Consider the following 20,973-nt stretch of genomic DNA (forward strand, 5'->3'; position numbering starts at 1 on the left):
AACAGGGCGACCGATGAGGGTCGATCAGCCCGTGATAATTTCGAGAGCGACAACGGCGGCGAACAGAGCCGCCATCATCGCGAGAATGAGATTGGAGGCGCACCAGCCGCCGGGCGTGGCGCTGCCTCTGACGGGAGCGCCGTTGCGGGCGGGAACGATGCGGCGACGTGCGGATTTGCCTTCGTTCATGACATCACCTCAAAAAAGCTGACCTGCCGCCATGACGAGATGTTCGGCAACCGGGCCGAGCGCCAGCGTAGGCAGGAAGGTAAGGCCGCCGACGATCAGGATCGTGCCGACCAGCAGGCCAACGAAAAGCGGGCCATCCGTCGGGAAGGTGCCTGCAGAGGCCGGAACGGTCTTCTTGGTGACCAGCGAACCCGCAATGGCGAGTGCGGGAATGATGACCAGAAAGCGGCCCATCAACATGCCGAGACCAAGCGTGATGTTGTACCAGGTCGTGTTCCCGGTCAGACCGCCGAAGGCCGAACCGTTATTGGCGGCCGCCGAGGTGTAGGCATAGAGGATTTCGGAAAAGCCGTGCGGGCCCGCCGTCCCAATCGATGCCACGGCCGAGGGCAGGATGGTGGCCGTGGCGGTGAAGACCAGCATGGCGAGCGGGAGGCAGAGAATGGCCAGAACCGCCATCTTCATTTCCTTGGCCTCGATCTTCTTGCCGAGATATTCCGGCGTGCGCCCGACCATCAGCCCTGCCACGAAGATGGCGATGACGATGAAGAGCAGAATGCCGTAAAAGCCCGCGCCGACCCCGCCGACGATCACCTCGCCCAGCTGCATGTTGATGAGCGGGATGAGACCACCCAAGGCCGTGAAGCTGCCGTGCATGGCATTGACCGCGCCGCAGGACGCAGCCGTGGTGATGACCGCGAAGAGCGACGAGAGCGCCAATCCGAAACGGACTTCCTTGCCTTCCATATTACCGCCTGCAAGACCGAAGCTGTGCATCAGCGGGTTTCCGGCTGCTTCCGCCCAGTAGGTGACGGCAACGCCGGCGATGAACAGCACGCCCATGGCCGCAAGGATAGCCCAGCCCTGGCGCTGGTTGCCGACCATGCGACCGAAGACATTGGTGAAAGCTGCGCCGATGGCGAAGATCGATACCATCTGGATCATGTTGGAAATGGCATCGGGGTTTTCGAAGGGATGCGCCGAATTGGCGTTGAAGAAGCCGCCGCCATTGGTGCCCAGCATCTTGATCGCGAGCTGCGATGCGACGGGGCCGACGGCAATTGTCTGCTGCGCGCCTTCCAGCGTCTGCGCGTTCACATAGGCGCCGAGCGTCTGCGGCACGCCAAGCCAGACGTAGACGAGCGTCAGCACGATGCAGAGGGGTAATAGCACGTAGAGAGTGGAGCGGACCATATCCACCCAGAAGTTGCCGATCGCCTTGCCGGAAGCGCGCGAGAATGCGCGGATCAGGCCGATGGCGATTGCCATGCCGGTTGCGGCGGAAACGAAGTTCTGCACGGTGAGACCGGCCATCTGGGTCAGATAGGAAAGCGTGCTTTCGCCGCCATAATTCTGCCAGTTGGTGTTGGTGACGAAGCTGACGGCCGTATTGAAGGACAATTCTGGTCCGACGGCCGCCATTCCCTGCGGATTATAGGGTAGCACGGCCTGAAAGCGCATCAGGGCATAGAGCAGGGCGAAACCGAGAAGATTGAAGAGAAGCATGGAGACCGCATAGGTCGTCCAGTGCTGCTCCTCCCGGTCACTTGTCCCGGCAAGGGCGTAAAGTCCGCGCTCGACCGGCACAAGAACCGGCGACAGCAGCGTGCGCTCGCCATTGAAGACACGCGCCATATAAAAGCCAAGCGGCTTCACCAGCGCAAAAATGATCCCGCAGAAAAGCAGGACCTGGAACCATCCATTGAGGGTCATGGTATCAAACTTTCAACAGCCGCCGCTTCCCGATCAGAAACGTTCGGGGCGAATGAGAGCATAGGTGAGATAGGCAGCGATAAAGACCGTGACGGCGCCGCTCAGGATATAATCAAACGTCATCGCAGCCTCCGTCTAAAGCCGGTCGCAGGCGCGCGTGTAGGCAAAGCAGAGGGCGAAGAACACCGTGGCTGCGCCGATCAGAACAATATCCATCATTGATGGGACTCCTTTTTAATCGAGGAGCCGGACAGGAAGAAAAGCGCCGTCATGTGGGACGTCGCTTTTCATTCTTTCTGGCTGGGAAGAAACACCATCCCTTCCCGCACAGAAGAATGCACCCGAACCGCATAAAGGTTCGAGACGGCCACAGGGGCAATAAAATAGGAATCCTATAGGAATTTCGATGCCCGCTGACCGGACATCGCTTCCGCCAATCAAGTCAGCTGTTGTCACCGAAAGCGGAAACGATGGTTTCCGCCGGACTTTTGTCCGCCAGCAGCGCGGCCAGCAAAATGCGCGCCTGGCCCGGACGAAGTGTGGCTGAATGCACGGCGCCCGCTGCGACGAGATCATGTCCACCGCCGCCGCCGCCGTAACTCGCCACGAGCCGCCCTTCCGGCACGCGGCTGGAGACGACGACCGGAACGCCGCGTTCGGCGCAGCGCTTCACGGCTTCGGCGATACGCGGATTGGCATTCCCGGAACCAAGTCCAGCAAGAACGATGCCTTTCGCGCCCGCCTGAAGGCTTGCATCGATATGGGTGGCATCACAGCCAGGATGAATGGCAACGATATCGACGCGCTGATCGGCCACCGGGGCGGCAAGCAACGGTGTTCGGGCGGCAGCCAGTGGCCGGGTCGAGCGGAATGCGTCTGCCTCGTCCGCGCTCAGCTTGTAGAGCCCCCAGGCCGAGAGACAGCGACCGCCGAAGGAGAGAAGCACACCCTTAGCAGCATTCGCCTGATCGAGCGCTGTTTCTATGGCTCGAGCCAGATTTGCCGGTCCGTCTGCGTCCTTATGGTCTGCCGTAAACTGTGCGCCGGTGAAGACCACCGGCTTCGTGATGGCGTGCTGCAAATGGACGAGTAGCGAGGATTCCTCCATTGCATCGGTTCCGTGCAGAACCACGATACCCGCCACTTCGGGATCGTCGAGTTCGATACGAACGGCATCGCTGATGGTCTGCATGTCGGCAAGCGTCAGGCTGGACGAATCTTTCGCCATGAGGTCCACCGCCTTCAGCCGGGCGCCGATTTCCGGTACCAGCGCAAGCAGATCTTCACCGGAAAGGCTGGGCGTGCTGGCACCATCGGCACCGCGCCGACTGGCGATGGTGCCACCGGTGGCGATGACCGCCACCAGAGGTATCGCGCCCTGCCCGCTCAATGCGATGCTCCCGCGCGTTCAGCCGCAAGGCGATAGATGCGGTCACGCAGCAGATACCAGCCGATGACGAGCGCCGGGATGATAATCAGCAGCGAAGCGATGGTCCAGGAGCCGACGGGATAGTCGAAGGCCATCAGCACCAGCACGCCGAACAGAAAAACGAGCGTGAGGATGCCGGTATAGGGCGCGCCGAACATGCGGAAATCCGGACGCACCAGTTCACCGCGCTGCGAAAGCTGCCAGAGTTTGAGCTGGCAGAGCACGATGACGGCCCAGGCGCAGATGATGCCAAGCGCTGACAGGTTGAGCGCGATTTCGAACGCGGCTGCGGGGACAACGGCGTTGAGTGCGACGCCGAACACGGTAACGACGGCAGTAACCGCGATGCCACCATAAGGCACGCCATTCTTGTTCATCTTCGCCAGCGCTGCCGGGGCCGAGCCGGAGACAGCCATGGAGTGAAGGATGCGGCCGGTGGAATAGAGCCCGGCATTGAGCGAGGACAGGACGGCGGTCAGAACAACAAGGTTCATAATGACATCGGCACCCTGCACGCCGATGGAGCCGAAGAAGGTAACGAAAGGGCTCTCACCGGCCTTGTAGGCCGTGTAGGGCAGGAGCAGCGTGAACAACAGCACCGAGCCGACGTAAAACACGACGAGACGCAGGACGACGGCGCGAATGGCGCGCGGCATAACCTTGCGCGGGTCCTCGGTTTCGCCTGCTGCCGTACCGATCAACTCGATCGAGGCATAGGCGAATACCACGCCCTGGATGATGACGAAGGCTGGAAGAATGCCATTCGGGAAGAAGCCGCCATTGTCAGTAATGAGGCTGAAGCCGGTAACGTGGCCTTCGATGGGCGTACCGAAAATGACGAAATAAACGCCGACGACGAGGAAGATCGCGAGTGCCAGCACCTTGATCAGGCTGAACCAGAACTCCAGTTCGCCGAACACCTTCACCGACAGCATGTTCATCGCCAGTACGACCACCAGCGCCGTCATCGCGAATACCCACTGATCGATGCCCGCAAGCCACGGTACGTATTGCTTGAAGAAATTCATATAAAGCGCAACGGCGGTGACATCGGCCACCGAGGTCATGGCCCAGTTGAGCCAATACATCCAGCCGGCCGCAAAGGCCATCTTCTCACCGTAGAACTCACGGGCATAGGACACGAAGGAACCGGAGCTGGGGCGATGCATGATCAACTCGCCGAGCGCACGCAGCACGAGAAACGCGAAGAAGCCGCAGAGTGCATAAACGAAAACCAGAGCCGGACCGGCCTGTGCGAGACGCCCGCCGGCACCCAGAAAGAGACCCGTGCCGATGGCGCCGCCGATGGCAATCATCTGAATCTGGCGCGGCTTAAGGGCTTTATGGTAACCGAGATCCTCTTCGGCGAAGACCTCACGTTCGGCGGGTGCCGTTTTTCCAGAATGCATGGATTTATCCTCCCGATAAAACGCTTGTAGTCGGCAATTAGCCGGAAATCAAAGTGGAACTGGCGTCGTCCCCAAGGCTGGAAATATGGCCAGCGAATGCGCTCATGCTGTAAAGCTGCATGACAGATTTTCGCCGTCATAAGTCCAGACAATGGCATTCGTCAAGATCTTTTCGCCAATATTGACCTTCCCCCTCCGCAGGAATATGGTCATTAAATCTGTAAGACAGCTTTACAGATTTTGCAACGCTTGAAGCCAGTGGAGGAAGAAGTGAGCGTGACGCGCAGTGAGCATGATTTGCTCGGGTCGAAGGAAATTCCGGCGAATGTTTATTGGGGCGTGCACACCGCGCGCGCGGTGGAAAACTTTAAGATCACCGGGGTGACCATTGGCCATAACCCTTACCTGTTAAGGGGTTTGGCCTATGTGAAAGAGGCGGCCGCACGTGCAAATCACGAACTTGGCCTGCTCGACAGGGATCGGATGGAGGCGATTGCGGAAGCCTGCCGCGAAATCCGCGCCGGCGCTCTTCATGAGCAGTTCGTTGTGGATGAAATCCAGGGCGGAGCCGGCACATCCACCAACATGAACGCCAATGAGGTCATCGCCAACCGCGCGCTGGAACTGCTTGGGCACGAAAAGGGCGATTATGCCCGGCTTCACCCGAACGATCACGTCAATCTCAGCCAGTCGACCAACGATGCTTATCCGACCGCGGTGAACGTTGGCCTGATCGAGGCGATTGACGACCTGGCAGCCTCGATGGGCGTTCTGAAGGACGCCTTCGACCGCAAGTCGCAGGAATTTGCCGGCTTCATCAAGATCGGGCGCACTCAGTTGCAGGATGCGGTACCGATGACGCTCGGCCAGGAGTTCCGCACGTTCGTGGTGATGCTGGGCGAAGACCAGGCGCGTCTGATCGAATCCGCCGCTCTGCTGCATGAGATCAATCTGGGCGCCACCGCCATCGGCACCGGGCTCAACGCACCGCGCGGTTATGCCGAGCTTGCCTGCCGGCATCTGGCGGAACTGACCGGCCGGCCGCTGGTGACGGCCGCAGACCTCATCGAAGCCACACAGGACCCCGGCGCCTTCGTGCACCTATCCGGCGTGCTGAAACGCGTCGCCGTAAAGCTGTCGAAGACTTGCAACGACCTTCGCCTGCTGTCGTCAGGCCCGCGCGCCGGGATTGGCGAAATCACCCTTCCCTCCGTTCAGGCGGGCTCCAGCATCATGCCGGGCAAGATCAATCCGGTCATTCCCGAAGTGGTCAACCAGGTGGCCTATGCGGTGATCGGCAACGACATCACCATCACCATGGCCGCCGAAGCCGGGCAGCTGCAGTTGAACGCCTTCGAGCCGATCATCGTGCGTGCGCTGTCCCAGAGCATCAGCCAGCTAAGCGCCGCATGCCGCACACTGGCAGAGCGATGCGTGGACGGCATCGTCGCCAATCCGGCCATCATGGCGCAGCGCGTGGAAGAATCAATCGGTCTCGCCACGGCGCTTAACCCGCTGATCGGTTATTATGCGGCGACGGAAGTCGCCAAGGAAGCGCTTGCCAGCGGGCGTACCGTGCCGCAGGTGGTTCTTGAACGTGGTTACATGACAGAGGCCGAACTGCAGCAAGCGCTCAGTCCACGGCACCTTGCCAATCTGCCAGCGGTCACGGCTGGCGAAGCCGATCTTCGCCGATGATCGTCGTCACTACCTGCTTCACCTGCCCGAGGTGAAGCTCCATCGCCTCACGCGCCTCAGGCGCTGAACCGCGCCGGATCGCCTCGACGATCCGGCGATGCTCGAAATTGGAAGCGACGCGGCGACCGGCCATAAGGTTAACCATCTCTGATTGCTGGGCGACGGCCTCGCGGGCGTCCGCCACCACCTTGGCAAAGAGGCGGTTGGCGGAGGCCTCCGCGATGGCGCAATGAAACTGGCCGTCCAGCAATACCCAGGGATGCGGCCTTTCCTCGGTTTCCATGCGATTACAGAGATCGAGCAAAACCTGCAGTTGGGCGTCCGTGCGACGCAAGGCGGCCCACCCTGCAGCCGGCACTTCGATGAAGGGGCGGGCCTCGATCAGGTCGCGTGCGGAATAGGCACCGTAATTCAGTTCCGATGGCGGCGTCGGGGTCATCACATACGTGCCGCTGCCTGTGCGCGTCTGCGTCAGGCCGAGCGTCTGGAGAGACCGCAGGGCCTCGCGAATAATCGGCCGGCTGACGCCGTAACGCGTTGCGAGATGTGCTTCCGAAGGGAGCCGGGTACCGACCGCAAGCTGGCCTGTCGTGATGGCGGAACGGATATCATCGAACACCGCTTCCGCGGCATTCTTGCGATTGATCGGCTGTCCATCCGCAAGCCAATCCGACAAACCGCCCATCTTTAAATCCTCCGCACTCTCAATATGTCCGCGATATCGACGCAACCGCCCAAATACAAAAGGACGGCTGCCGCTCTCGCGGCTAAGCCGACCTTCCTAACATCATCCTGCACGCGGGAACAACGACGGTGGATATTTTTATTGGAGCGAGGAGGCAGTGCAGCCACCACCTCGCCCGGCATCCGATATCACGCCTGGATTTCTGCGCCCTCCGGCTTCTCATCCTCGCGCGGAACACGAAACCAGGCAACGTAAAGCGCCGGCAGAAAAAGCAGGGTAAGCGCCGTGCCGACCACAATGCCACCCATCATCGCATAGGCCATCGGCCCCCAGAAGATTTCCCGGGATATGGGAATGAGGGCAAGCGTTGCCGCCGCCGCCGTCAGCATGATCGGCCGCATGCGGTGTTCGGTCGCCTCAATGACGGCACGCCAGGCCGAGACACCTTCGCTTCGCAGATGCTCGATCTGCACGACGAGGATGACCGAGTTGCGGATGAGGATGCCGATCAGCGCCAGCACGCCGAGAATGGCAACGAAGCCCATTGGCGCATTGGAGAAGAGCAGTGCCACCACCACGCCGATCAGGGCCGTGGGTGCCACGGCGAAGACCAGGAACAACCGGCTGAAGCTTTGCAGCTGAACCATCAGGATCGTCGCCATTGCAAACAACATCAGCGGCACCACGGCGACGATCGGCGCTTGCGAATCCGCGCTGGATTCCACCGAACCGCCCGTCTCCACCTTGTAACCCACAGGAAGCGTTTTCTCGAAAGCCTCTATTTTCGGCTTCAGCTGCGTCACGATCGTTGCGGGCTGCGTCGGGCCGATGATGGCAGCCTTGACGGTGACCGTCGGTATCCGGTCGCGCCGCCAGATGGTCGGTTGCTCCAGCTCGTAGCGGAAATTGGCAATGGCCGAAAGCGGCACGGCCTTGCCGTTGGTCGCCGGCAATTGCAGATTCTGCAAGGTTTCGATGGACCCGCGCTCCGACAACTGCGCCCGCGCCACCACATTCACGAGGTAGATGTCGTCCCTGACCTGGGTGACCGTAGATCCCTCGACAATGCTGTTCATGGCGTTGGCGATATCTTCCGAGGAGACGCCGAGCTGGCGGGCCTTGTCCTGCAGCACATCCACCTTCACTACACGTGTCGGTTCGTTCCAGTCCATGACCATGTTGGACAACAGCTGGTGTTCGCCGACAATGCCCGACAATTGCTGCCCGAGCTCACGGACCTTCTGGATATCCGGGCCGCTGAGGCGATATTGCACCGGCTTACCGACCGGCGGGCCGATATCGAGCAGTTTCACGAAGGCGTCAGTGCCGACGAATGTCCGGTCCAGATATTCCTGCAATTCGGCGCGCACCTTGTCCCGCACGTCCAGCCCTTTGGTGACGATGACGGTCTGGCCGAAGGTGACATCAGGAGTCTGCACGTCGAAAGAGAGGATGAAGCGCGGCGCGCCTTCACCGACATAGGTCGTCCAGTGGTCAATATCCGGATTCTTGGCGAGCATTTCCTGCTCGAACTGCGCCATCTGCCGGTTGGTTTCGGCAATCGAGCTGTTCTGCGGCAGGTTCCAGTCAACGATGAGCTCCACACGGTCCGAGGACGGGAAGAACTGCTGCTGCACGAGGCTCATGCCACCCACGGACAGGCCGAACAGGGTTATGGTGAGGATGATCGTCACCCAGCGCCAGCGCAGCGCCCGGCCGAGAAGCCAGGAAAAGGCCGAGGCGAACCGGCCCTTCTTCTCGTGGTGAGATTTCATTGTCTTCGGCAGAATCGTCACGCCGAGCAGGGGCGTGAACAAAACCGCGACGATCCATGACACGATTAGCGAAACCGCAATCACTACGAAGAGTGTGAACGTAAACTCACCCGCTGCGCTGTTGTTGAGGCCGACAGGAATAAAGCCGGCAACGGTGACCAGCGTACCGGTCAGCATCGGGAAGGCGGTGGAGGTGTAGACATAGGTCGCCGCTTTTCTGAGATCGTCTCCGACCTCAAGCCGCGCGACCATCATTTCGACGGCGATCATCGCATCATCCACGAGAAGCCCGAGCGCAATGATGAGAGCACCGAGCGAAATGCGTTGCAGCGAAATGCCTGTATATTCCATGTAGACGAAGGTTATCGCCAGCACGAGGGGAATGGAAACCGCCACCACCATGCCGGCCCTGAGGCCAAGGCTGATGAAGCTGATGACAAGGACGATGGCGATGGCTTCGAACAGCGCCGAGGTGAAGCCCGAGACCGCCTCATCGACGACGGCAGGCTGATCGGACACCCGGTGCACATCGACGCCAACTGGCAGATCCGCCACCACGCGCTTCATCTGCGCATCCAGCGCCTCGCCGAAATGCAGCAGGTTCGCGCCGGTTTTCATGCCGATTGCGAGGCCGATGGCCGGCTGGCCGTTGAAACGGAACAGCGAGGACGGCGGATCGACATAACCGCGCCGGATCGTCGCTACTTCCGTCAACGGGAAAAAGCGGTCGTTGACGCGCAGGTTGATCGCCCGCAGACTGTCTTCAGACGTGAACTGGCCGCTGACGCGAAGCGCCACGCGCTCAGGTCCTGCATTGACGAAGCCGGACTGGGTGACGGCATTCTGCGATTGCAACGTCTTGATGATGGACTGCTGATCAATGCCGAGCGCCGCGATCTGTCGCGTGGAAAATTCCAGATAGATCGTCTCGTCCTGTGCGCCGATGACATCGACCTTGCCGATATTGTCGACGGTTCAAGACCTTGGCGCGGGCATCTTCCACCAGGTCACGCAATTGCCGCTGGCTGAGGCCGTCGCTGGTGAAGGCGTAGATATTGCCATAAACGTCGCCGAAACGGTCATTAAAGAAGGGGCCGACCACGCCGGACGGAAACTCGCCCTTGATATCGCCGATCATGTTGCGCACCCGCACCCAGGTCGGCTCGACATTGCGCGCCTTGGTTTCCGGCACCAGCTCCACAAAGATCGTCGTGCGGCCCGCCACCGTCTGGCTGCGCAAATGATCGAGATTATCGAGTTCTTCGAGCTTCTTCTCGATCCTGTCGGTCACCTGCCGCGCCACTTCCTCCGCCGAGGCGCCGGGCCACTGGGCACTGATCACCATGGTCTTGATGGTGAAGTTCGGGTCTTCCTCGCGACCGAGGTTGAGATAGGAAAAAACGCCGGCGAGAACGAAAACCAGCATGAAATACCAGACAAGCGAACGGTGTTCGAGCGCCCAGTCTGAAAGATTGAATTTCTTCACTGACGGACCTCCTGATCGATCCTGATGGCCTGTCCATCCTTAAGCTTGTGAACGCCGGCGCTGGCAACGCGCTCGCCGGGTTTGACGCCGCCGGTGATGCGCACGCTGCCGCCTTCGGCAGGTTCACCCTCTATCGTGACCGGGCGCGCCGTGACGGTCGCCGTGTCGGCATTAACGATCCAGACGGACCAGCCGCCCTCCGTTTTCAGCAGGGCCGATGCCGGCAGCATGATCCGCGGTTCGGAAGCAGCAAGCACGGAAGCCGTGACGACGGAACCGAGGCGGAATGCCGCCGGCGCATCCTGCAGACTGATCTTGGTCCGTCGTGTGCGCGTTGCCGTTTCGGCTGCGGGGGCGATTTCCCGCACCACGCCGGTGGTTCGGATTTTTGGATCGAGCTGCAGGGCGATCTCGAAGGTCGAGCCGATATCCAGACGCTGCGCCGCAAATTGCGGAACATCCACCACTACATCGCGCACTTCCGGGCGGGCGATGGTGACGACCGTCTGGCCGGCGGAAACAACCTGGCCGATTTCACCCGATGTGGCCGTGACAACACCGTCGAATTCCGCATGGAGCTGCGCGTAACCCAGCTGTTCTTCCGCCTTGTCCAGGTTTGCACGGGCCTTGGCGACGGAGGCGTTGGCGGTGCGCGTCGCCTGTTGGGCTTCCTCCAGCGCCGCCTCGGTGCCGCTACGCGCCTCCGCCAGCACACGCTGGCGCTGTTCGGTGGTCACGGCATTGGCGAGCTGCGCTTCGGCATTGGAAAGATCCGACTGCGCGCTCTTCACCGACAGTTCAAGCGCGAGCGGATCGATCGAGGCCACCACATCGCCCTTCTTGACCAGATCGGCGACATCGACGTTCCGCGCTATGATCCGCCCGAGGACGCGAAAACCGAGATCCGTCTGAATGCGCGATTCCACCGTTCCGGTGAGCTGCAGCGCATCCGCCGACTTTTCCTCGACCACCACCGAGAGCACCGGTCGCGGCGCCTCGGCGGCGGCCTCCTGCTTTTCCTGACAGGACGAGAGCGCCATCGCGGACAGCAGCAAAAACAAGCTTCTGTTTATCCTGAACATTATTGTGCCTGCCCCTTTTGATAGGCGACCTTTTCACCGGTCCGGAGGAATTTTGTCCCGCCCGTGACCACGAGATCGCCGGGGTTCAGCCCCGCCGAGACGACGAATTGACTGGTCTCATAATCCGCAACCTCGATCGGCCGCATGGAGACTTCGGAGGATTGCGGATCCACCACCCAGACGGCGGGTCGGCCTTTTTGCGACGTCATTGCCGACCATGGAAGCTCGATGGCATCCACCTGCCTGAAGCGGAAATGGCCGGATACCGGCGCACCAAGCGGCATGGTCAGATCGCCGTTAAGACCGACCTTCACCCTTATCGTACCATTGTCCGGATCGATCGTCGGAGAGATTTCCCGCACGGGGGCCGCCACGGCGCGGGCGGGATCCGAAAGGAGGCTGACATTGACGAGATTGTCGATGTCGCGCTCCAGGAAAAGAGATTCGTAGACATCAAACACGGCGTCGCGCGGCCCGTCATGCGCCAGCGTGAATACGAGCTGGGCAGCCTGCGCCACCTGGCCCACTTCGACATTTCGCGCCGTGATCACGCCATCCGCATCGGCCCTGAGTTCCGTATACGACAGCGCGTCGCGCGCCGTATCGAGTTGCGCCTGGGCCGATCTGACCGCGCCCTGCGTGGTAAGCAGCGTTTCCTGGGCCTTGTCGACGGCCGAGCGCGAGGTGACCTGCGTCCGGAAAAGACTTTGCTGGCGATCGAATGCCAATTGTGCCTGCGTCTGTTGTGCTTCGGCCGATTGCAGATTGGCAAGGGCAACATCGATGTCGGCCTTCTGCTCCTCCGGATCGATGCGGGCGAGCAGTTGCCCTGTCGTCACCCGCGCGCCCACATCCACCAGCCTTTCGGTGATTTTGCCGCTGACGCGAAACGACAGGTCCGTCTGAACCCTCGCCCTCACTTCGCCGGTGATGATGCTGCCACGGTCGATCGGCTGCTTCTCCGCCTTGACCACATCGACAGTTCGCAGCGGCTTTTCGGCCGGCGGCTCTTCATTGCTGCAGGATGACAGGGCAAAAACGCCGCCCACCGCCCATGCGATAAGAATGGTTCTCATGCTGACCTCTTGATCTTCGCCCTCTTCCATAATATTTGACTGACTGTATAGTCAATGAAATTCTTATGCCGTCGCTCTGGGAGCTGTTCGGGGTATCGCTCCCCTAGAGAAGGATCATTGCAGACTGCCTGACGCATTCGCTGGCAATCAAAGGCATATGTTGACATACCGAGCATCAAACCACCTGCAGAAATCGGTTCCGGTTTTTGCACTGGTGCGATAGGCAGACCACCTGTTATTTCCGCCGATCACGACGGGTAGAAGGGCACGCGCCGACAATATGTAAGGATCCGGGGTAATGGCGAAAACGAAACTCTCACGTGCAGAACAGAAGATACAACGTCCGCTGCAAATTCTCGACGCCGCATTTGAGGAATTCACCAAAAGGGGATTTACGGCAACGCGGGTCGAAGACATTGCCGACCGGGTGGGAGTGACGAAAGGCACGGTCTATGTCTATTTCGAAACCAAGGAAGCCCTTTTTGCCGCGATGATCGAGCACGTCGGCAGACCGTTCCAAGAGGCATTCGAGGCCTACGAACGCACCTCCGACGATCCCGTCGAGGAGCTTCGCCTGCTTCTCGAATTCCTGTTCGAAACACTGGTGGATGACCGGCGTATGCGGGAACTCTTTCGTTTCGTCGTGGCCGAGGGAGCCAAGTTTCCGGATCTGATAGACCACCACCATGATATTCTGATGGCGCCGGTGCTCGCCCGCATCAATGCTATCCTGGACAAAGGTGTCGCGAAAAAGAGATTCAGGGCCAACGCGCCCGAACTTGCGCATGTCGTCATGTCACCAATGGTCGGAACATTGGTTTTCAGGCTGATTTTCGACGACCGGCGCAGCCTGGACAAGGAGGCCGTCATCAAGGTTCACCTCGACGTGCTCATGAACGGCCTGCTCCCGTGAGCAGCCAAAACATCGTGCCCGCCGCGGGCTGGATGGAACCCCACCTGGCTGACCTACGATACCGGACCTGGATCGCTCTCCCCCGCCACGAGCACCATCGGCCATATGCAATGGCGGGCCTGGGCGGGATAAAATGGCGCATAGGCCGGCATTGTCGACAAAAGAGTCTGCGCCACCGTGACGCCGAGATCATGCAGCGACATGCGGAAGCTTGTCAGGCGCGGTTCGAGAAACTGGCCGCGCGGGCCGTCACGAAATCCGATGACGGCGAGATCCCGCCCCGGTTCGAGCCCCGCTTCCGCAAGACGACGATAAAGACCGACGGCCATCAACTCATAGATCAGCACAATCGCCGTCGGCCGAGGCCGCATCTGCAGCCATTCGCTGGCGGCGTGATAACCGCCCTGCTCGCTCGATTTCGCCCGGATGACCAGAGAGGAATCATAAGCGATGCCATTATCGTCCAGCGCACGCCTGTACCCATCAAGGAACACATGCCCGAGATTGATATCGCTGTCGGGCGCGGCTACCGCGATCGAACGATGCCCGGAGGCCACGAGGCGATCGATCGCGCTTTTCGCGACGCCCTCGAAATCGAGATCCACCCAGGCATGATCCGTGCTGGAGGCGGTCCGCCCGAGCGCTACGAAAGGAAGCCGATTCTGCTTGAGAAAATCGACACGCCTGTCGATTCGCCGGGTGGCGGAAATGATCATCGCATCGACCATGCGGCGCGCCACCATACGCTTGAGATATTCGTCGGGGTCCTCTTCTCCCGGGCAAGGCAGAACGATGAGATCGAGGTTGTGACCGGAAAACACGCTTTGCAGGCCATCCGTCAAGCCGAGAAAGAAGTTGTCGGCGTTCTCCACCGTCTGCGCGTCACTGCCCGTCATCAGACCAATGACATTGGTCGTTCCCTGCCGCAGGCTGCGGCCTGACTGGTTGGCGACGTAACCCAGTTTTTCCGCAGCCTCGAGAACGCGGCGCCGTGTCTCTTCGTTCACGTCGGGCTTGCCGTTCAGCGCACGGGAAACAGTGCCGATCGATATCTCGAGGTAATCGGCAAGCTGGCGAATTCCTTTCATGCGCTCCCCTTCCAAATCCCGGCCCGCAATCTGCGCGCCACTTGATGGTCTTGACATATCTAACATCATCGGCATAGTCTCGTAAACGTTTACGACGCTCTGCGCAAAGAGGAGTTTGCGAAAGAGTCCGGGGAGATGAGATGACTTTTAATGCCGTTTTATGCGGGTGCGGAGCTATGGCCAAAGGCTGGCTGCGCGCCATCCAGTCCACGCCGGAAATCGCCGGCGAAATCAAAATCGCGGGTCTGGTGGACCTGAACGAGGGCACGGCCCGCGCGCTTGCCGAGGAATTCGCCCTCACCGGCGCGGTCATCGGCACCGATCTTCGCGCGGTTCTCACCGAAACGAAAGCCGACATTCTTTTTGACATCGTCATCCCCCAGGCGCGTTTTGCCGTAGTCGAAGCCGGTCTCGCGGCTGGATGCCATGTGCTGAGCGAAAAGCCGCTTGCAGCCTCGATGGAGGAAGCCGCGACGCTGGTGGAACTGGCGAAAAAAGCCGGCAAAATTCACGCCGTGGTGCAAAACCGTCGGTTCGTGGCCGGCATCAGACGTCTACGCCGCGCATTGGAGGAAGGCGTTATCGGTGATCTGACCGCCATCCATTGCGATTTCTTCCTGGGGCCGCATTTCGGGGGGTTTCGCGAGGAGATGAAAAACGTCCTGCTTCTCGATATGGCAATTCACACCTTCGACGCGGCCCGTTTCGTCGCCAATGAAAAGCCGCTCTCCGTCTTCTGTGTGGAGAAGAACCCGGCGGGCTCGTGGTATGCGCATGGGGCCAGCGCCAACGCGATTTTCGAGTTCTCCAACGATGTCGTCTTCACCTATCGCGGCTCGTGGTGCGCTGAAGGCGAGCGGACAAGTTGGGAAGCACGCTGGCGGCTGATCGGCTCCAAAGGCATGATTCTCTGGGATGGCGAAGACGGTTTTTCCGCCTCGGTGGCTGGCAACGAAAAGGGCCTTCTGCGTGGCTTCAAGACCGTAAACGTTTCCGATGTTGTGTCAGACAGGGACACGCGCGGCCATGCCAGCGTCATTCTATCATTTCTCGAATCCATGCGTACCGGCGAGATGCCGGAAACAGCCTCCTTCGACAATATCAACAGCCTCGCAATGGTGATGGGCGCGATCGAAAGCGCGCGTCTTGGCCAGCGCGTTTCCATTGCAGCATAAGGACCGACAGACGTGAGCAATCCGGCAACATCCATCCGCATCGGCACCATGATCAGCGCCACCAAGGGTCAGGCGGCCGAACGTATCGGGCAGATCGCCGATCTCGGCTTTGAAAGCTTCGAGCCCTTCTTCTGGCAGACGACCAACGGTCAGGACCTTGCCGAACTCGGCAAGCGCTGCCTTGATGCAATTGGCGACCGCGATATCACCATCAGTACGCTCGGCATGTTCGGCAATCCGCTGGAAGAAACCGATATCGACCTTCAGACATTGCAGGGCTGGAAGGATTGCATCGACAACGCCCATCATTTCGGTGCGAATTGCGTGGCAGGTTTCACCGGCCGCCTGCGCGGCAGGCCGCTGCCGGAGAGCCTGCACAGATATAAGGAAATCTGGAGCGAGCTTGCCAGGCGTGCCGCCGACAAGGGCATAAAGATCGCTTTTGAAAACTGCGCCATGGACGGCAACTGGCAGACGGGCGACTGGAACATTGCGCATAATCCCGATGCCTGGGAACTGATCTTCAACGAAACGCCGGACGAGAATATCGGCATCGAGTGGGAACCCTGCCACCAGATGGTTTATCTGATCGATCCGCTACCGCAGATCCGCAAATGGGCGAAGAAGATTTTCCACGTGCATGGCAAGGACGCGACCATCCGCTGGGACGTCATCCGCGAGCACGGCATTTTCGGCAAGGAGAAGTTCGTCTTCATGCGCACGCCGGGTTTCGGCGACAGCAACTGGACCGACATTATTTCCGAGCTGCGCCTCGCCGGCTGGTCCGGCTCGATCGATATCGAAGGCTGGCATGACCCGGTCTACCGCGATGCGCTGGAAATGACCGGACAGGTGCATGGCCTGAACTATCTGAAAAAATGCCGAGGCGGCGATTTCGTCGTCGATCCGACATAACGGAAACCTTTTGGGAGAAGGTTCCCGAGATTGCAGAGACGATAACCAAGAGGAGGAGATTATGGGTATCGCAAAATGCATGATGGCCGGCGCGTTTCTGTTGGCGGGCGTGTCCGCCGGCGCGATTGCGGCACAGGCAGAGGACGTGACTTTGACCTTGTGGTCGCTGGACCGGGATATCCAGCCGGCTCCAAATCTCATCAAGGAGTTCAACGCGCTCAATAACGGCATCAAGATCGAATACCGGCAATTGCAGTTCGATGACGTGGTGAGCGAATCCATGCGCGCCTATTCGACCGGCAATGCGCCCGACATCATCGCCATCGACAACCCCAACCACGCCATGTTCGCCGCACGCGGAGCCTTCCTCGATGTGACCGACATGATAGCCAAGTCCGATGTCATCAAGACGGAGAATTATTTCCCCGGCCCGCTGAAATCGGTGATGTGGGATGGAAAATATTTCGGCGTCCCGAAGGCGACCAACACGATCGCTCTTTATTACAACAAGGATCTGTTTAAGGCCGCCGGGCTGGATGCGGCAAAGCCGCCGCAAACCTGGGATGAGCTGGTTGACGCGGCACGCAAACTGACCAACCCTTCCAAGAACGTCTATGGCATCAGCTTCAGCGCCAAGGCGAATGAGGAGGGCACATTCCAGTTCCTGCCCTGGGCGCAGATGGCTGGCGCCACCTACAAGAACATCAACACCGAGGGAGCCGTGAAAGCGCTCGAGACGTGGAAGCTGATGCTGGACGAAAAACTGGCTTCGCCCGATACGCTGACACGCAGCCAGTGGGATTCTACCGCGACCTTCAACGCCGGCAACGCCGCCATGGTCATTTCGGGCCCATGGGAAATCGACCGCATGCTGAAGGACGCGAAGTTCGACTGGGGCGTCACCCTGCTGCCGGTTCCGGCGCCAGATGCGCCGCGCTCATCGGCCATGGGGGACTATAACTGGGCGATCTTCTCGAAGACCAAACATCCTGAAGAGGCCTTCAAGGCGATCGAGTTCTTTGTCTCGCAGGACAAGGACATGTTCAAGAATTTCGGCCAATTGCCGGCGCGTTCGGACATTCCCGTACCGCCCACCGGAAATGCGCTGAAGGATGAAGCGCTCAAGACCTTCGTCGAGCAGCTCAAATATGCACAGCCGCGTGGCCCCTCGCCCGAATGGCCGAAAATCTCGAAGGCCATTCAGGATGCCATTCAGGCCGCGCTGACGGGACAGATGTCTCCGAAGGACGCACTCGACCAGGCTGCACAGAAAATCAAGCTCGTCGATGGTTGATCAGGGAGGCGGCCGGCATGTCCGGCCCCATCCGCAGGGTTCCTCCCGGTGGGGTCGCTTGCCGTGATAAGCGGCGGCGGCCCCGAGCGGAGCTTGCGAGGATTTCTTATGAAAAAGCTGCTTTCCAGCATCAGCGATGGTCGCGGTTTCGATATCGCCCTTGTCGCCTTTCCTTTGGCTTTCCTCTTCGTGATGGCGGGGTTACCCCTGCTTTACAACATCGTCATGAGCTTTCAGGAAGTCGACATGTTCAGCCTGGGCACCTTCGTGCGCCCGTTCGTCGGCTTCAAGAACTATGTCGATCTGTTCCGACAGCCGGAAACCTGGCCCATTCTGATGAATACGGTAACCTTTGTCGTCGCTTCCATAGCGGGGCAATTTGTCATCGGCTTCGGACTGGCTCTGTTTTTCTGGGTCAATTTCCCCGGCGCCACCTGGCTGCGGGGCCTGTTCCTCGTTTCATGGGTCATGCCCGGCCTCGTTGTCGGTGCCATCTGGAACTGGATTTTGTCCGGCGACTTCGGGGTTCTGAACTTCTTCCTGCGCGAAAGCGGACTGATATCAGGCAATATTTTCTGGCGTTCGGATGCGAATTTTTCGCTCTGGGCGGTTGTGATCGCCAATATCTGGCTCGGCACCTCCTTCAACATGATCCTCCTTTCCGTCGGCCTCGCCTCCATTCCCGGCGATCTTTACGAAGCCGCCGAGCTTGATGGCGCCAACGCCTGGCAGCGCTTCTACACCATCACGCTGCCCATGATGCGCTCCACCATCGGCGCGATCATCTCGCTCGGGCTGATCTTCACCTTGCAGCAATTCGATCTATTTGCCGCCATTACCGATGGCGGACCCAATAACAGTTCCAACGTGGCGCAATATTGGGCCTGGGATCTGTCCTTCCGGCAATATGACTTCGGCAAGGGCGCGACGATTTCAGTCATCATGATCGTTTTCGTCATGCTGGCCTCCATCGTTTATGTGCGCTCCACACGGCATGAGGTACGCGGATGAGCATCAACAACCGTAACCGCCTGATGCTGGCAATCGCCATCATTCTTGCCATCATCTACCTTTTCCCGCTCTACTGGATGTATCTGACCTCGCTCAAAAGCGGCTCGGAGATGTTCGCCAATCCCCCCTCCTTCTGGCCTGGTGAACCACAATGGCAGACCTACGCCTATGTCTGGAACAGCCGCAACATGGGCCGTTACCTGTGGAATTCGGTGCTGATCGCTTCGAGTGCGGTGTTTTTGATCACCATTCTCGGCGTCGGCTGCGCCTATGTGCTGGCCCGTTATCGCAATGTCTGGGTGGATATCGGTCTGTTCCTCATCCTGATGCTGCAAGTCCTTCCAGCTTCATTGATGATCACGCCGATCTTCGTCGGTTTCTCGCAATTCGGGCTTCTGGATTATCCACGCCTGTCGGTCATCCTCGCCATTGCGGCGAAAAGCATGCCCTTCTTCGTTGTGCTGGTGCGCGCCACCTTCATGGCCGTGCCGCAGGAACTGGAGGAGGCAGCGCTCGTAGACGGCAATTCGAGGGTCGGCGCGTTTTTCAATATCGTGCTGCCACTTGCCAGAAACGGCATCCTCGTCAGCGCCATTCTCATCTTCATGCAGGCCTTCGGTGAGTTCGTTTACTCCAAATCGATGATCCAGGCGGTAGAACTGCAGCCCGCCAGCGTCGGCCTGAATTCCTTCATGGGGCCCAACACCAGCGAATGGAACAACATCATGGCCTATGCGACCATGTATGTGACGCCCATTCTCGCCCTCTTCATTCTCTTGCAGCGCCGCATCGTATCCGGCCTGACATCAGGAGCGCTCAAATGACCCTTCAGATCGAACTATCAGGCGTCAACAAATATTACGGCGCTTTCCATGCCCTGAAGAACATCAACCTTTCCATCAAGAAGGGCACCTTTGTTGCCCTTGTGGGACCATCCGGCTGCGGCAAGTCCACGCTTCTGCGCTCGCTTGCCGGGCTGGAGAGCATCTCGGCCGGTGACATGCGCATTGCCGGCACGCTGATGAACGGCGTGCCGCCGCGCAAGCGCGATGTGGCGATGGTATTCCAGTCCTATGCGCTCTACCCGCATATGACGGTCGAGGAAAACCTCACCTATTCGCTGCGCATGCGTGGTGTCGCCAAGGCGGAAGCCCGCAAGGCCGCGGAAGAGGTTGCCGCGACGACGGGGCTTTCCAAGCTCATGAAGCGTTATCCCCGAGAACTCTCTGGCGGGCAGCGCCAGCGTGTCGCCATGAGCCGGGCGATCATCCGTAATCCGCAGGCCTTCCTCTTCGATGAGCCGCTCTCCAACCTCGATGCGGCCTTGCGGGTTCACATGCGCAAGGAAATCCGCGCCCTCCACGACCGCCTGCATGCCACCTCGGTCTATGTCACCCATGACCAGATCGAGGCGATGACCATGGCCGATCATGTCGTCGTGATGCGTGACGGGGTAATCGAGCAGCAGGGGACACCGCTGGAGCTCTATGACCATCCCGTCAACCGCTTCGTCGCAGGCTTTATCGGCTCCCCAGCCATGAACTTCATCCCGGCGACCGTGAGTCCGGATGGCTCATCGCTCCAGCTGCGGTTCGGCGACGGTGAACCCCGGCAGTCGATCAGGAGCCCCGCCCCCCTGCAGCCGGGCAAACATCTCATCGTCGGCATCAGGCCCGAACATATCAGCCCCGCTACTGCAACGGGAGCGGCGTTGACACTGCCCGTCTCCGCTGTGGAGACAACGGGCTCGGCAACTTTCCTAACACTCGGCACATCCACGGAACTGGTGATTGCGATACAGGGCCGCAGCCCGGTCAAGGCCGGCGAGGTCATCGGCCTCGACGTTGACCCGTCCGATATGCATCTCTTCGATGAAGAGACAGGCGCTGGCCTGTAAACGGGTGAACCGCAGCGAAGCGGGACGCCGATCATCTTCGGTTGACGATCCCCGATCGTCCAGCTCCAGAACTCGAAGCTCTGCCGTGTAATGTCGGAAAGGCCATGGCCCACATCGCCGGGACGGTTCAAAAAAACG

At 59.8% G+C, this 20,973-nt stretch carries 17 protein-coding genes and 1 pseudogene; 8 read left to right on the forward strand and 10 right to left on the reverse strand.

Annotated elements, in window-relative coordinates:
• Positions 1-24: 24 nt before the first annotated feature.
• The 5 genes from QE453_RS03330 to QE453_RS03350 form a co-directional block, all read right to left on the reverse strand.
• Entirely contained in the window at positions 25-189 is a 165-nt protein-coding gene (locus tag QE453_RS03330; RefSeq protein WP_309776368.1) for a hypothetical protein, read from the reverse strand.
• Between the two features lie 9 nt (positions 190-198).
• The gene (gene kdpA, locus QE453_RS03335; protein ID WP_309776369.1) at positions 199-1,902 is read right to left on the reverse strand and encodes a potassium-transporting ATPase subunit KdpA; all 1,704 of its coding nucleotides are present in this window, start codon (positions 1,900-1,902) and stop codon (positions 199-201) included.
• Positions 1,903-1,935: 33 nt separating this feature from the next.
• Complete coding sequence (gene kdpF / locus QE453_RS03340) at positions 1,936-2,025, reverse strand: K(+)-transporting ATPase subunit F (protein WP_003506089.1); 90 nt, start codon at positions 2,023-2,025, stop codon at positions 1,936-1,938.
• A 319-nt stretch (positions 2,026-2,344) separates the two neighbouring features.
• Positions 2,345-3,292: an asparaginase gene (locus QE453_RS03345; protein WP_309776370.1), complete on the reverse strand. Its 948-nt coding sequence runs from the start codon at positions 3,290-3,292 to the stop codon at positions 2,345-2,347.
• Positions 3,289-4,740, reverse strand: a complete 1,452-nt coding sequence (locus QE453_RS03350; protein ID WP_004445858.1) for an amino acid permease — start codon at positions 4,738-4,740, stop codon at positions 3,289-3,291. Before QE453_RS03350 ends, QE453_RS03345 begins: the two co-directional genes overlap by 4 nt.
• A gap of 270 nt (positions 4,741-5,010) precedes the next feature.
• Here QE453_RS03350 and QE453_RS03355 point away from each other — a divergent pair, with 270 nt between their 5' ends.
• Positions 5,011-6,438, forward strand: a complete 1,428-nt coding sequence (locus QE453_RS03355) for an aspartate ammonia-lyase (protein WP_309776371.1) — start codon at positions 5,011-5,013, stop codon at positions 6,436-6,438.
• On the opposite strand, the gene QE453_RS03360 is transcribed toward QE453_RS03355, so the two are convergent.
• From QE453_RS03360 to QE453_RS03375, 4 genes and pseudogenes are all read right to left on the reverse strand, one after another.
• Positions 6,407-7,123 carry a FadR/GntR family transcriptional regulator gene (locus QE453_RS03360; RefSeq protein ID WP_022563084.1) on the reverse strand — a complete coding sequence of 239 codons (717 nt, stop codon included), beginning with the start codon at positions 7,121-7,123 and terminating at the stop codon, positions 6,407-6,409. The two genes, QE453_RS03355 and QE453_RS03360, sit on opposite strands and share 32 nt — an antisense overlap.
• Before the next feature lie 188 nt (positions 7,124-7,311).
• A pseudogene (locus QE453_RS03365) lies at positions 7,312-10,384 on the reverse strand (efflux RND transporter permease subunit).
• A complete protein-coding gene (locus QE453_RS03370; RefSeq protein ID WP_037092034.1) occupies positions 10,381-11,466 on the reverse strand; it encodes an efflux RND transporter periplasmic adaptor subunit in 1,086 nt (361 codons plus the stop codon). The pseudogene QE453_RS03365 and the gene QE453_RS03370 overlap by 4 nt, the downstream one beginning before the upstream one ends.
• Entirely contained in the window at positions 11,466-12,542 is a 1,077-nt protein-coding gene (locus tag QE453_RS03375) for an efflux RND transporter periplasmic adaptor subunit (RefSeq protein WP_244405775.1), read from the reverse strand. The genes QE453_RS03370 and QE453_RS03375 overlap by 1 nt, the downstream gene beginning before the upstream one ends.
• Positions 12,543-12,840: 298 nt before the next feature.
• Between QE453_RS03375 and QE453_RS03380 the strand changes: the two genes are divergently transcribed.
• A complete protein-coding gene (locus QE453_RS03380; RefSeq protein ID WP_006697211.1) occupies positions 12,841-13,455 on the forward strand; it encodes a TetR/AcrR family transcriptional regulator in 615 nt (204 codons plus the stop codon).
• A gap of 53 nt (positions 13,456-13,508) precedes the next feature.
• Here QE453_RS03380 and QE453_RS03385 read toward each other — a convergent pair whose 3' ends face one another.
• Positions 13,509-14,543 (reverse strand): LacI family DNA-binding transcriptional regulator, encoded by a 1,035-nt coding sequence (locus tag QE453_RS03385; protein WP_004445871.1) that lies wholly within the window; start codon positions 14,541-14,543, stop codon positions 13,509-13,511.
• 140 nt (positions 14,544-14,683) lie between these two features.
• Between QE453_RS03385 and QE453_RS03390 the strand changes: the two genes are divergently transcribed.
• From QE453_RS03390 to QE453_RS03415, 6 genes are all read left to right on the forward strand, one after another.
• Positions 14,684-15,718 carry a Gfo/Idh/MocA family oxidoreductase gene (locus tag QE453_RS03390; RefSeq protein ID WP_309776372.1) on the forward strand — a complete coding sequence of 345 codons (1,035 nt, stop codon included), beginning with the start codon at positions 14,684-14,686 and terminating at the stop codon, positions 15,716-15,718.
• 12 nt (positions 15,719-15,730) lie between these two features.
• Entirely contained in the window at positions 15,731-16,633 is a 903-nt protein-coding gene (locus tag QE453_RS03395; protein ID WP_006697213.1) for a sugar phosphate isomerase/epimerase, read from the forward strand.
• Positions 16,634-16,694: 61 nt separating this feature from the next.
• Positions 16,695-17,927, forward strand: coding sequence for a sugar ABC transporter substrate-binding protein (locus tag QE453_RS03400; RefSeq protein WP_006697214.1), 1,233 nt, complete (start codon positions 16,695-16,697; stop codon positions 17,925-17,927).
• A 108-nt stretch (positions 17,928-18,035) separates the two neighbouring features.
• Positions 18,036-18,938: a carbohydrate ABC transporter permease gene (locus QE453_RS03405; RefSeq protein WP_006697215.1), complete on the forward strand. Its 903-nt coding sequence runs from the start codon at positions 18,036-18,038 to the stop codon at positions 18,936-18,938.
• Entirely contained in the window at positions 18,935-19,762 is an 828-nt protein-coding gene (locus QE453_RS03410) for a carbohydrate ABC transporter permease (protein WP_309776373.1), read from the forward strand. The genes QE453_RS03405 and QE453_RS03410 overlap by 4 nt, the downstream gene beginning before the upstream one ends.
• Complete coding sequence (locus tag QE453_RS03415) at positions 19,759-20,835, forward strand: ABC transporter ATP-binding protein (protein WP_282456106.1); 1,077 nt, start codon at positions 19,759-19,761, stop codon at positions 20,833-20,835. Before QE453_RS03410 ends, QE453_RS03415 begins: the two co-directional genes overlap by 4 nt.
• The last annotated feature ends 138 nt before the right edge of the window (positions 20,836-20,973 follow it).

This window comes from Agrobacterium sp. SORGH_AS_0440 (assembly GCF_031453135.1).
Classification (GTDB): Bacteria; Pseudomonadota; Alphaproteobacteria; order Rhizobiales; family Rhizobiaceae; genus Agrobacterium; species Agrobacterium pusense.

What these genes read in the sequence shown, in the direction of transcription:
- QE453_RS03400 (WP_006697214.1), top strand. Translation starts at nt 16,695, where the DNA reads ATGGGTATCGCAAAATGCATGATGGCCGGCGCGTTTCTGTTGGCGGGC.
- QE453_RS03375 (WP_244405775.1), bottom strand. Translation starts at nt 12,542, where the DNA reads ATGAGAACCATTCTTATCGCATGGGCGGTGGGCGGCGTTTTTGCCCTG.
- QE453_RS03410 (WP_309776373.1), top strand. Translation starts at nt 18,935, where the DNA reads ATGAGCATCAACAACCGTAACCGCCTGATGCTGGCAATCGCCATCATT.
- kdpF (WP_003506089.1), bottom strand. Translation starts at nt 2,025, where the DNA reads ATGACGTTTGATTATATCCTGAGCGGCGCCGTCACGGTCTTTATCGCT.
- QE453_RS03380 (WP_006697211.1), top strand. Translation starts at nt 12,841, where the DNA reads ATGGCGAAAACGAAACTCTCACGTGCAGAACAGAAGATACAACGTCCG.
- QE453_RS03360 (WP_022563084.1), bottom strand. Translation starts at nt 7,123, where the DNA reads ATGGGCGGTTTGTCGGATTGGCTTGCGGATGGACAGCCGATCAATCGC.
- QE453_RS03405 (WP_006697215.1), top strand. Translation starts at nt 18,036, where the DNA reads ATGAAAAAGCTGCTTTCCAGCATCAGCGATGGTCGCGGTTTCGATATC.
- QE453_RS03350 (WP_004445858.1), bottom strand. Translation starts at nt 4,740, where the DNA reads ATGCATTCTGGAAAAACGGCACCCGCCGAACGTGAGGTCTTCGCCGAA.
- QE453_RS03390 (WP_309776372.1), top strand. Translation starts at nt 14,684, where the DNA reads ATGACTTTTAATGCCGTTTTATGCGGGTGCGGAGCTATGGCCAAAGGC.
- kdpA (WP_309776369.1), bottom strand. Translation starts at nt 1,902, where the DNA reads ATGACCCTCAATGGATGGTTCCAGGTCCTGCTTTTCTGCGGGATCATT.
- QE453_RS03370 (WP_037092034.1), bottom strand. Translation starts at nt 11,466, where the DNA reads ATGTTCAGGATAAACAGAAGCTTGTTTTTGCTGCTGTCCGCGATGGCG.
- QE453_RS03385 (WP_004445871.1), bottom strand. Translation starts at nt 14,543, where the DNA reads ATGAAAGGAATTCGCCAGCTTGCCGATTACCTCGAGATATCGATCGGC.
- QE453_RS03415 (WP_282456106.1), top strand. Translation starts at nt 19,759, where the DNA reads ATGACCCTTCAGATCGAACTATCAGGCGTCAACAAATATTACGGCGCT.
- QE453_RS03330 (WP_309776368.1), bottom strand. Translation starts at nt 189, where the DNA reads ATGAACGAAGGCAAATCCGCACGTCGCCGCATCGTTCCCGCCCGCAAC.